Raw genomic sequence first — 12,487 nt, forward strand, 5'->3', positions numbered from 1 at the left:
AAGGAGGGAATGGGATGAAAAAGAAACTCTATTTGCCGCTTATTTTTCTAGGTGTTCTTATCCTTTTACTTATACCGGCAAGATTCCTATGGTCCGAAGACGAAACATTTGAACCCCCTAATGAAAAATCCCCAGTTACGGACATTACAGTAGACACGATTCAAACCAATTTAGCAAGGTATGAACCTGGCCAATCAATCAAGTTTGATGCTGTACTCTCTGAGAAACCGAAGAACAGTTTAGACATGAAGATCACATATTATCATCTCAACGACGTTGTCCATGAGAAGATCATCCAAGTTGATGAAAAAGAGATCAGCTGGGAGTGGACAGCTCCTAAAGAAGACTTTACAGGTTATTATGTTGAAGTAAGTCCTCTTCATAACCAAGAAGGCAATTCAACAATTGGACTTGATGTTTCCTCTTCATGGGACAAGTTTCCTCGTTACGGTTTCTTGTCTGATTTCTCCGAGAAGCCTGAAGAAGAGCAAAAATCGATCATCAACCAACTCAACCGATACCATATTAATGGCTTACAGTTCTATGATTGGCATGACGAGCATCACCAGCCTCTTAAGCTAGAAGATGACAAGCCCCTTTCCTCATGGGCAAATATCGCCAACCAACCCGTCTCATATGGAACGGTCCAATCCTACATTGATTTAGCTCATAACAAGAGTATGATGGCGATGTCTTACAACCTGCTTTACGGCACCCTCTCCGAAGCTGAAGAAGATGGGGTGAAGAAAGAATGGCGTTTATACAAAGACCAGGAACAGGAGAACTACGCCGTTCACGAACTTCCTGATGACTGGAAAAGCGATATTTACTTAACGAACCCTGCTAATGGAAGTTGGCAAAACTATATTTTTAATCAGCAACAAACCGTTTTTGATCATTTAACATTTGATGGATGGCACATCGACCAGCTCGGCTCAAGAGGCGATGTGTATGATTACAATGGGGATCCAGTTGCTCTCGACGAAGCATTCAAGGGTTTCTTGAAAAATGCGGATGAAACATTCGAAGATAAACAGCTTGTCATGAACGCTGTGAATCAGTTTGGCCAGAAGCAAATCGCCAACTCCTCTGCACCGTTCTTATATACAGAGTTGTGGAATCCGTTTAAATCATACCAAGAGTTGAACAAGGTATTAAAAGAAAACGAAAAGCTTTCTGAAGGTAAGAAAAACACTGTGTTAGCAGCTTATATGAACTACGACAAGTCTGACCAGGAAGGAACGTTTAACACACCTGGTATTCTTTACACAGATGCACTGATTTTCGCTCAGGGCGGTGCTCATTTGGAATTAGGAGAGCACATGCTTTCGAAGGAATACTTCCCTCATAATAAGTTGGAGATGTCTGACGAGCTCAAGAACAAAATGGTCAATTATTACGACTTCATGGTGGGTTACGAAAACGTCTTGCGCGATGGTGTCACATCAGCTCCGTTAGAGATCACCACGGAGAACTGGGTTCGCTTAACTTCTCAACCTGAAAAAGGACAAATTTACACCTTTGCCAAAGAGCAGGACAACCGTAAAATCGTCCATTTTCTGAACTACTTTGATGCAACTCACATGAACTGGCGTGATACAAACGGCACGCAGTCGGAACCTTCCGTGAAAGGCGATCTTACTGTCACGTTTCAGGAAGAGAAAGAAGTAGACGAAGTATGGATTGCCTCACCAGACTGGAATGAAGGCCTTCCAACCAAACTCAACTTCACCCAAGAAAACGGCGAACTAACACTCACCATCCCAAAAATCAAATACTGGGACATGGTCGTTCTGGAATACAACTAGCACAGCAACACTCTAAAGCAATGAAGCGTGTCTGACACCCGCCGTTGCTTTACAGCGTTAACGCAAGAAACGGTGTCTGACACCCTTTATCTCACTAAAGGGGTCAGGCACCGTTTTTTCTATAAGTGCTGGTTGAATGTTGGAATGGATTCAAGAGAAGGTCCTTCTTTGATTTGCAAAGGCTTTAATAAGTTGTCCATCCCAATTTCATCACGAAGGGTTAGCAGTTCTGCTAACGAAAGGTTCGTATCCATTTGTTTAGTCAAATCAGTTGCGAGTTGCTTTAAAGAAAGAAGCGTAAGGAATGACATTTGGGTCATATTCTTCATCACCCCTGCCACATCTACACTCTCTGGATTTTCTAACGAGACACCTTCATCAGCTATTTTCGCCATAACCTCTTGAACTGCTGGGTTTTCCATCGTTTGATCCATCATATCCTTCATAGCTTCTTGATCGACGCGAACATAGTAATCCACACTTTCCCCAACCTGTTCTTCAAAGCTTTCAATCATATCCAATGTGGATATCTGCGCAGCAACCTCTTCCACGTTAGAGACAAACACAGTATGCTGATTCGGTTTATAAGACAAAAGCGCAAGATTTGCTTTTTGTTCATTAATATCTTGAATCACTACGACCGACAAAGCATCCGATTCCATCCCTGGATCGTCTTCAATATCTAAAGGACTCACTTCAGGAAAATCATGACTATATGAGCGCGTCTGACTTTCAGTTGTTTCCTCTTCTGTTACATTTTCGTCTTCACCTGTAGAAGAGCGTGTCCAAAAATCTTCATTTATCATAATACCAGCCAAAAACAACAGTAGCGCCAGACTAAACAGGGACCTCCCAAATCGCGGCCTCATACACATCGATCCTTTACCTTTTTACCACCCATTCTAGCCAAACTCCCCCACACACATACCTAACAGCCGAACAAGAAAAACGCGCTTTAGTCCTTTAGTCAATCAGAGGGTGTCAGACACCCTTTACTACTGCACAGCATTGATGGGTGTCTGACACGCTTCTTTGCTTTACCACACAATAGTAGAGAGAGGAGTTTTGTGTTGGGGGTGGGTTGTGCGGTACAATGGCAGTATTGTATAAGTACGTTTATGGTTAGAAAGGGAGTCTTTTTGATGATTGATATTACATCGACGGAAGTGTTGGAACTAAGCGGTTGGTTAACCTATCAGCGTGGTGCGAATTATTATCAGGATGGATTGGTGAAGTATATCAATCGTTATGTAGGGACAGACCCAAATCGTACCTTCGTTCATGCGACTATAGAAGGTAGCCGAATAGAGGATTATGAAGTTCATCTCACGTTTTCCACCCAATATGGAAACTACGAGCGCGGTCGTTGTACTTGTCCGGCTTACGCAGATGGACAGGCCATGTGTAAACATATGGTCGCAGCTTTGCTTGAGACAATCGATCGTTACACGAATAACACCACCGTGTGGAATAAACAGAATGATTCTCTCACAGACCGTGGGATTTTTGCTCAGCCATCTGCAACAGACACGGCTAAGCAGCTGAACCTTGCTTCATCTTTTGTCGATGAACTCATGGACTACATGGCGAGTGAAGAGGACGAAGCTGGTCTCTTCCAGTCTTCTAAAGAACCCCTCTATCTGCAGTTTGAGCTTGAGAATATCGCTTCCCGCTTCGCACAGCGAGACAGCGTTGAGCTTTCCATGAAAGCAGGAACATCAAGGCTTTACGTCGTCAAAGACCTTGCTGAGTTCATTGATGCGTGGTACGAGCAGGCCCCCCTCTACTTCACGCAATATTATACGTACGATCCGGAACAGCAAATTATGGCCCCGGAGGATGCAGCTGTCTTAGAGAAGCTATATCCTCTAGTTAAGAGCCAACAAATGTACGCTGAAAATGACTTTTACCGTTCCAGCAGCTCAAAGAAAACGATCCGAATACCAGATCAATTCCTTACAGAACTACTGACTCTTTTTGAAGAATGTGACTCAGTTGTCCTGAAACACCATAAGTCAGAGATTCCGTTTAAAGTTGTGCACAATACGTTCCCTGAAAATTTCCTCTTATCAAAAGAAGGTGAAAACTTCTCCCTTTCCATAGCTGATAATGGATTCTTAGCGCAACCAATCGGAACGGCTCCTTACCTATATAAGGATGAGCTTATTCATAAAGTTAGCGACTCTTTACGCCCAACGGTTCTTCCGCTTTTCCACCATTTACGCGAACAAAGCTCCAATCGCCAGCTTTTTGACCGAGAGCATATTGAGCAACTCGCAGGAACGGTGTTTCCCATTTTGGAAGCTCACAATCTCCTCCAGGTGGACAACGGAATAACGAGTCAGATAAAACGCTATGACCTGGCGCCCGTTATGTATTTAAATGAGCAAGACGGAAGCTTACGTGCTGATCTTGAGTTCCATTATGGGGATGAAACGATTAATCCATTTACTGGTGGACGCCAGGACTCCGAACAACTTTTATCCCGGAATATGAAAAAAGAACGCCAGATCATGAACCTAATTGAACAAGCGAATTTCCACTGGAATGGGTCTGTCCTTTCCTTAAGCGGCAGTCAAAACCTAGGGCGCTTTTTCTACCGCATCTTACCTGAGTTAGAGAAGCGCGCAGATGTGTACAAGGCACCTGAAGTTGACGAAATGTACAGCAGCCTTCCTGAGGAGGTACCTGTTTCACTCGACGTTGATGAGAACTACGGCTGGTTCGAAGTACGTTTTCCAACCGACGACTTAAGTGACGCTGACATTCAACAATTATTCCATTCATTGAAGGCAAAAGAAGACTATCATCAGCTTAGCAACGGGAAGATCTTGTCGCTTGAGGACGATGCATGGGATAACACGCGCAGCCTTTTTGAAGACCTTGATCTTGATGGAAATGATATTCAGGACGGCGTGATGCACTTACCGAAATATCGTGCACTTCAGGTGGACACTTCAATAGGGGTTAAACAAAGTGAAGCGTTCCAAAAATTAATTGAAACCGTGAAAAGTCCAGAAACGTTAAATGAAACACCACCAGACAAGTTACAGGCGAACCTTCGTGATTATCAGCTTCGAGGCTTTCAATGGCTTCGCGCCTTGTCTCGCCATGGTTTTGGTGGTGTCCTAGCAGATGAAATGGGGCTTGGGAAGACACTTCAAGGACTAGCTTATATCGTAGCAGGCCGAGAAGAGCGTCCTGACGCCCATCCGTTTCTTGTTGTCGCGCCAGCTTCTCTCATTTATAACTGGGAACAAGAAGCGAAGAAGTTCACACCAGATCTAAATATACGCGTAGTGGCGGGCTCTAAGCAGGAGCGTAATGCCATCATTGAGGATTTAAGCGGGGTCGATTTAATCATTACATCGTACTCGATGATTCGAAGAGATGTGGAGCAATACAAGCCCTATTACTTTCAAGGGATGCTTCTTGATGAAGCGCAGTCATTCAAGAACCATACGTCCTTAACGTATAAAGCGATTCAAGGGGTTCGAGCTGAAACAGCCTTCGCTCTAACGGGTACTCCTGTTGAGAACCGGGCTGAGGAGTTATGGTCCCTCTTCTCTGTCGTCATGCCAGGGTTATTGTATGACCGAAAAACATTCAAGAACCTTCATCAAGGTATGGTACAGAAGAAGATCACGCCATTTGTATTGCGCCGAACGAAGAAGGAAGTGCTAAAAGAACTTCCAGACAAGATTCAAACAGTGCGCTATACAGAGTTAACAAAAGAACAACGCCAACTTTATATAGGGTATCTGAACGAGGTGCAGCGTCAGACGAAGTCTCAATTACAAGGCGAAGGTTTCCAAGCAAATCGCATGCAAATCTTGAGCAACTTAACACGTTTGCGCCAGATTTGCTGTCACCCATCCTTATTCATGGAAAACTATCAAGGGGACTCAGGAAAACTTGAAGAACTACGAACGTTCATTCAAGAAGCGCATGCTAACGGCCAACGAATGCTCATTTTCTCGCAGTTCACATCGATGCTTGGCTTAATTGCTAAAGTAGTTGAGGAAGAGAATCTCACCTACTTTTACCTAGACGGTTCCACACCATCACAAGATCGTGTGAAAATGGCCACCCGCTTCAACGAAGGGGAGCACGACGTCTTCCTTATCTCGCTAAAAGCAGGAGGAACCGGGCTAAACCTGACAGGTGCAGATACAGTCGTCCTATACGACTTATGGTGGAACCCAGCTGTTGAGCAACAAGCTGCAGACCGCGCCCACCGCATAGGGCAGAAAAAATCTGTCCAAGTCGTCAAAATGATCGCTCAAGGGACCATCGAAGAGAAGATCCAGTCCCTGCAAGAGAAAAAACAAGACCTATTCGACACGCTGATCCAGTCCGGAGAAGGCAACCTCACCGCCCTATCCGAAGACGACATCCGCGAAATCCTATCCATCTAAGCCACCGGCGCTTTATTACTCTAAAGCAACACATGGTGTCTGACACCCTTCAACGCTCTAAAGCAACGCACGGTGTCTGACACCCTTCAGTGCGGTGAATTAGAAAAGGCCTGTCGCACTCACGAATGAGTGCGACAGGCCTTTTGTTTTATTTTTTATAGAAGTATTCGTCTAACCATTCTTTGAAGTATTCAAAGTCATCGTAGACACGGTTTTTGTAGAACTCAGACCAAATGTTAAGTTCTTTAGCAAAGCCATCAAAATCTTCACCAATTGCATTCACTATAGCTTTTTCACTGTGATAATCTAAGAACCCGTGCTCAAGGTCGGTATCTGCTCGAGCGTGGATTTTTGCTGATATTTTACCCATTGTTTTAACCGTTCTCTTCACTTCTTTATGCTCTTGCAAGTGCTTTTCCTTCAGATCTTTCTCATAAGGGGAGCGCTCGCGCACATAGAAGTCCCGGTTTTGCATCGTAAAGTAACCTAAATACGGGTCAGACATGTGATGCATCGCTTGTTGAGTAGTGATGACCCGCTTCCCTTGTTGTTTATGGGATTGCCAGAAATCCTCATCATACGGGAAGAAATAAGCTGGAATCGGTGCCCGCGCTTCTTTTGCCTCTAAAATAATGTCATCATGATGCTCATTATCATGCTGACCTTCGATTAAAATGTAGAAACGCTTCAATCCGGTGGAGCCAATACCGGCACCTTTTTTCTTCACGATGTCCTTAATGTCATAGTGCTCGTTACTTTGAAAGCTCTCTTCTGCCAGACTCTCCAAGTACATATTCCATATCTTCACAATTTCCTTATATTCGTTATTCGACACAGAGTCGAGCTTCGTTTTTTCACGGTCGAAAACACGATTCCCCTCAGCATCAAATGTTGTTTGTTTATCTAATTCATGCGTAGCCTGTCGCTCCTCAAGCTTCTTAAGAGCCTTCTTGATCGGCCCCTTCGTATGATCAACAGTGAAACGAGTCGTAACAGGATCTTCATCCCCTTTTACGAACTTATTCATCTGTTTGTAATAAGCTTTCAAGTATTTCTCCACGAGATCATCTTGAGATTCCTTGTCGAAACCTTGCTGTTCAGCAAACAGGCGGATACTGACCACCATGCGTAATACATCGTAGAGGTAGGAACCAAGGTACCCTTCGTCAAAATCATCTACGTCAAAAACAATTTCACCGCTCTCATTTTGGAAAGCACTGAAATTGTCAAAATGAAGGTCCCCCATAATCCAAGTAGGCTTATCCTCAGGAGTATGATAGCTAAACGGAATGTTTGTTACGTCATAGTAAAACAAGTACGCACTACCTCTGAAAAAGCTATAAGGATCCTGCTTCATCTTGTTATACTTTGCCTTACGATCCGTTTTACTTAAGTTCATCAAATAGCCATCAAACTGCTCCAAAATCGTATGCAACGTCTGCTTGCGTAAATATTTCTTTGTATCTTTAATACGTTCACCAGAATGTTGAACCATACCGCTACCTCCTTTTCAACCTATTGTGAGTCATTCCCCTCACCCCGTAAACCAAAACTAGGCAAAACTTGGCGACTCTGCCACTGTTACGCACTAAAGGGTGTCTGGCACGCTTTATCCTACTAAAGCTTATCAGGCGGCTTTTGGGTTACATACTGTTCGTAAGTTAAATGTGGGGTTTGGAAGTATTTTAGCGTTTTAGAAGTGTTAATTTGATAGGGGTTATGCTGCGTGATGTAAGCATTATAGCTGCTCCATCGGTAGTCTTCAGGGGAACTTACGAGGTTCGCCTCTACAGGGTTCCTATGAATGTAGCGACTGCAGAAGAGGAAATAAAAAATTGAATCAATAAACTCCGATCCATACCTTCCTTGAAATAAATGACCGCTTACGTCATGCCGATCGTTAAAATACCGGGCATATCTACTTTGGATCGACTTCATGATTACACCAGGAGGAACATCTATTAGCTCAATCAAAAGGTGAACATGATTGTTCATTAAACAGTAGGCATATAAATGAAATGGATATGACTCCTTCGCCACCGCAACATAACGCATGTATTGTTTAAGATCACGCTCATCCCTAAATATCTCTTGTTTTCTATTTCCCCTAGCTGTTATGTGATACATCGCACCAGAATGCCAAGTTCGATTGTTACGTCCCATACTTTCACCTCCCTTCTCTCACACCTAACTACATTAACCAACCACAAACAAAAATCCTCCCTCCCTTAAAAAAAACACAAGCTTTAATACACTAAATAATTGAAGCGTGTCAGACACCCTTTGTTTCAGCATTGCGCTAAAGGGTGTCTGACACGCTTCAGCGCTTTATAAGAACACAGCGGTTGTGTCAACTTTGTTAATAATCATCATTTTGTCACATTTTTCATCATGAGGTAGGTTGTATTTCAATCATCACATCACTATGATTTAAGGTAGATGCTAAAGAAAGGAGGATCGCTATGCTACCTGTTGATCGATTGAAGAAGATCCAAGAGTGGCTAGAAAAAGAAGAATCGCTCAGGGTTAGTGATATTAGCACGAGACTAGGGGTTTCTGAGATGACCATATACCGTGATTTAAAGCCTTTACTCGATCGTAAAGAGGTTGTGAAAACTTCAAACGGTTTCGCATTAGCTCCTCCGTCGCCATTCCATTCAGACACAACGTATTGTTCGTTCTGTCACAAACATAATGGACAACAACAATCCGTACAACTCTTCATGAAAAATCAACCTATGGAAAAGACGTGCTGTATGCATTGCGGACTTTTGAGATACGAGCACACGCGGGACCAGGTAACACAAATTCTGTGCAGAGACACTCTGCTTCAAACCACAATTAGTGCCATTAATGCTACTTATATTGTGGATTCCGAGCTACCTTTGCGATGTTGTCAACCACAGGTCTTACCATTTGAAACGAAAGAACATGCTCTAAAGTTTCAAAAAGGATTTGGAGGCAAACTGTGTTCATTTGATGAAGCGCTCGAAGTCATACACGTTAAAATGGGCGGCTGTCATTAAAGCCTATCTTATAACTATTTTAAGGAGATGTATTTATATGAGAAGACGACAATTTGGACTTATTTTCTTTACGTTCTCCCTTTTGCTTCTTGCAGCATGCGGGGGACAAAGCAACGGAGACAACGATAGCCAATCCTCCTCTGATGATGAAGAGGTTAAGATGCTAAACGTAGATCTAACCACAGATCCAACAAGCGAAAACGTAGAACCTGGAGAACCTTTCACAATTCAAGCTGCTGTTACTTATGGCGAAGAAGAAGTTAATGACGCCGAGGAAGTTCGTTTTGAATTCTGGAAAAAGGGCGAAGAACACGAAGAAGTTGATGCCGAGTTCACCGAAAACGGAAACTATGTCCTGGAGAAAACAGTAGAAGAACCAGGGGTATATTACGTCATTTCACACGTCACTGCTCGCGGTATGCATAACATGCCTCAGAAAGAAATTGTTGTAGGTGATGTAAATCCTGATGAAATAGAAGAAAATGCTGAGGGAGAAGATTCCCATTCTGAGTCTGAGGAAGGGCATGATGATCACAACAGCGATGAATCAGCTGGCCACGATCAGCACGGTCATGGAACGAATGTCATGGCACACATCATGCTTCCACAAACAGTGAAAGCAGGCAAAGAAGTAACCCTTACAGGTCATTTACAACAAGACGAAGCACCAGTTAAAGGCGCTGAAGTTCAGTTTGAGATTTGGAAAGAGGACAGCGAGAAGCACAACTATGTCGATGCTACTGAGCCAAAAGACGGAGAATATCAAGCGGCATATACATTTGATGAAGCCGCTACTTATCACGTCAAGCTCCACTACAAAAAAGACGACATGCACGACCACAAAGAAAAAACAATCAACGTCCAATAACACTAAAAAGGCAAGCCTCAAGAAGGCTTGCCTTTTTAATCCCTTTACCACACCACCAGACCAAAGGGTGCCTGACACCCTCTGTTACTTCACAGCGCTAAACGGTGTCTGACACCCTTTAATTCTGCAATACACTAAAGCGTTTATGACTACATTTGGTACTATAGTACGCGAAAGGGGTGACAGAAGGGGTTGAAATCTTTTATAATAGTGTTTTGGTATGACGGAAATATAGGAAATATTCATCGGAGGTATACATCATGAAAATTAATCGAAATGACCCATGTACATGCGGTAGCGGTAAAAAATATAAAAAATGTTGCGGGAAAGAAAATGCAACTGAACTAAATGCGAACTTAATTCGCCAAGAATTAAATACCGTTCAAAATCAAATCATGCAATTTTCTGTAGACCGGTTCTCTTCAGAATTGCAGATTTTAATGGCTGACTTCCAGGCTGAAATGGAAGATGTAGAGGACTTGAAAGAAACCCTCACGAACCTTTACTTATCCTGGGTAATGATCTACTCCCCTATTAAGGAAGAGAAAACAGCCCTTCAATGGTATGTAGAGAAAAATGGAAACAAATTAAAACGCCAAAAAACACGTGATCTATTAAGCACGTGGGGGCAGAATCCACCTTCTGTATTCAAAGTTGGCGAGCCTATCACAAGTGAAGTTAGTACAGTAACGGACGTCTTCACAAACGAAACCTATAACGTCCTATTTGAAGAAGACAGCACACCTGATGAGGACAGCCTTGTATTAGGCCTTCCGATCTTAACAGGTGATTACTATGAATTCTTCCTTGTTACGTTTATCGTACAGCCTCAGCTTGAAGAGAAATTCATGTCAGAAGTAGATGTAGAGACATTCAAGGCAAACCCTGAAGCGCTGAAGGAATCCTTCCCTGAAGTTATTAAACTAACAGCAGGATTGTATAATACAGTTGATGCATCGGAACGTATTAGCTGGCAAGACGACAAGCAAAAAGAAGTCCTTGATCTATTCCTGAAATCAGAAGGTATGAACGAAATTACTGAAGAAGAAGAAGAAACAGCAACATTCTTCTGGTACCTATACTGCAAACGTCAGGAACCAACAATCCGTAAACCAGAAATATATGCTGGCGCTCTTGAGTATACATTGCGTTCTCACCTAAATGAGTGGACACCAATTTCTCAAAAAGACGCAGCAGCTCAATACGGCACATCCGGTACAAGCATCTCAGCAAAATACCGCGATATGACGACCGCCCTATCCGACGTGATCGACGAAGCACACGAAACCCTACAAGAAGCAGCACAATAATACTTTACAGCACTAAACGGTGTCAGACACTCTTTAGCGCTGTAAAGAACCACATGGTGTCTGGCACCCTTTAGTTAACTAAAGGGTGCCAGTTTTTATTTAACTTGGTTTTCCAACGTGCCAATTCCTTCAATACTAATAGTCATTGTGTCTCCGGATTTTAAATATTGGGGTGGGTTCATTCCTTTCCCTACACCACTCGGCGTGCCAGTGGCAATCACATCCCCAGGCTCTAAAGTCATGCCTGCCGAAATGATTTCTATAAGCTCAGCAATAGAGAAGATCATATCCGTCGTGTTTCCATCTTGACGGATCTCTTCATTTATATAGGTTTTAATAGATAAATATTGTGGATCATCTATATCTTCCGCCGGCACAATTGCAGGACCAAATGGAGCTGAAGTATCAAGAGATTTCCCTTTAAAGAACTGTTTATGCTTCTTCTGCAAATCTCTAGCTGTTACATCGTTGACGATGGAATAACCAAATATGTAATCTTTCGCTTCTTCTTGTGTAAGGTCACGCCCTTCTTTACCAATTATGACAGCTAACTCTCCTTCATAATCTAACTGACTCGTAAGCTTTTCATGCACCTCTACAACTTCACCGGACCCCACCACTGACGTAGCTGGTTTCGTAAATAAAATCGGATCTTCCGGTATTGAGCCAGGATCTTGCTGCGTCATTTCTAACGCATGTTCCTTATAGTTCTTCCCTACGCATATGATATTTTTGGGTGGTAGAAAAGGTGCCTTTACTTGTACATCCTCATATCCCACACTCTCCCAACCTAATACTTCTTCCCTATCAATCCGAGCGCCAGAGCGAATAAATTCTAACAAGTTAGGATACCGCTCTGTCCACTCACTAGAAAAATGGACACGCTGATCCACTTCTACGCCCCAAGTATCTGAGCCATTTAATTCAAACGTAACAAACTTCATGAGAAACCCTTCCTTCAATAAGATTTCACTCATTCTATCATTTCTCCCCTTAAAAAAGGTAGTCTTTATCACTCTATCGTAATACATCGTGCCAGACACCCGTTACTGCCCTA

Annotated in this window: 9 protein-coding genes; 5 read left to right on the forward strand and 4 right to left on the reverse strand. The window is 43.0% G+C overall.

The genetic code is table 11. The annotated features are described in order from the left end of the window. Nucleotides 1-14: 14 nt before the first annotated feature. A complete protein-coding gene (locus IMZ31_RS16450) occupies nt 15-1,808 on the forward strand; it encodes a glycoside hydrolase family 66 protein (protein ID WP_207528339.1) in 1,794 nt (597 codons plus the stop codon). A gap of 119 nt (nt 1,809-1,927) precedes the next feature. Here IMZ31_RS16450 and IMZ31_RS16455 read toward each other — a convergent pair whose 3' ends face one another. Next, on the reverse strand, nt 1,928-2,677 hold the full coding sequence (locus tag IMZ31_RS16455; RefSeq protein WP_207528340.1) for a hypothetical protein: 750 nt from the start codon (nt 2,675-2,677) through the stop codon (nt 1,928-1,930). Nucleotides 2,678-2,950: 273 nt separating this feature from the next. Between IMZ31_RS16455 and IMZ31_RS16460 the strand changes: the two genes are divergently transcribed. Further along, the gene (locus tag IMZ31_RS16460) at nt 2,951-6,226 is read left to right on the forward strand and encodes a DEAD/DEAH box helicase (RefSeq protein ID WP_207528341.1); all 3,276 of its coding nucleotides are present in this window, start codon (nt 2,951-2,953) and stop codon (nt 6,224-6,226) included. Between the two features lie 148 nt (nt 6,227-6,374). Here IMZ31_RS16460 and IMZ31_RS16465 read toward each other — a convergent pair whose 3' ends face one another. Further along, nucleotides 6,375-7,721 carry a DUF2252 domain-containing protein gene (locus IMZ31_RS16465; protein ID WP_207528342.1) on the reverse strand — a complete coding sequence of 449 codons (1,347 nt, stop codon included), beginning with the start codon at nt 7,719-7,721 and terminating at the stop codon, nt 6,375-6,377. A 122-nt stretch (nt 7,722-7,843) separates the two neighbouring features. Then, nucleotides 7,844-8,389, reverse strand: a complete 546-nt coding sequence (locus IMZ31_RS16470; RefSeq protein ID WP_207528343.1) for a transposase — start codon at nt 8,387-8,389, stop codon at nt 7,844-7,846. 299 nt (nt 8,390-8,688) lie between these two features. Here IMZ31_RS16470 and IMZ31_RS16475 point away from each other — a divergent pair, with 299 nt between their 5' ends. The 3 genes from IMZ31_RS16475 to IMZ31_RS16485 all read left to right on the forward strand — a co-directional run bounded on the left by IMZ31_RS16475 (nt 8,689) and on the right by IMZ31_RS16485 (nt 11,430). Next, nucleotides 8,689-9,252, forward strand: coding sequence for a DeoR family transcriptional regulator (locus IMZ31_RS16475; protein WP_207528344.1), 564 nt, complete (start codon nt 8,689-8,691; stop codon nt 9,250-9,252). A 37-nt stretch (nt 9,253-9,289) separates the two neighbouring features. Continuing rightward, nucleotides 9,290-10,120 carry a FixH family protein gene (locus tag IMZ31_RS16480; protein WP_207528345.1) on the forward strand — a complete coding sequence of 277 codons (831 nt, stop codon included), beginning with the start codon at nt 9,290-9,292 and terminating at the stop codon, nt 10,118-10,120. 260 nt (nt 10,121-10,380) lie between these two features. Beyond that, the gene (locus IMZ31_RS16485; protein WP_207528346.1) at nt 10,381-11,430 is read left to right on the forward strand and encodes an SEC-C metal-binding domain-containing protein; all 1,050 of its coding nucleotides are present in this window, start codon (nt 10,381-10,383) and stop codon (nt 11,428-11,430) included. Nucleotides 11,431-11,525: 95 nt separating this feature from the next. On the opposite strand, the gene IMZ31_RS16490 is transcribed toward IMZ31_RS16485, so the two are convergent. Next, complete coding sequence (locus IMZ31_RS16490) at nt 11,526-12,374, reverse strand: fumarylacetoacetate hydrolase family protein (protein ID WP_207530442.1); 849 nt, start codon at nt 12,372-12,374, stop codon at nt 11,526-11,528. Between the last annotated feature and the right edge of the window lie 113 nt (nt 12,375-12,487).

It is taken from the genome of Pontibacillus sp. ALD_SL1 (assembly GCF_017355605.1).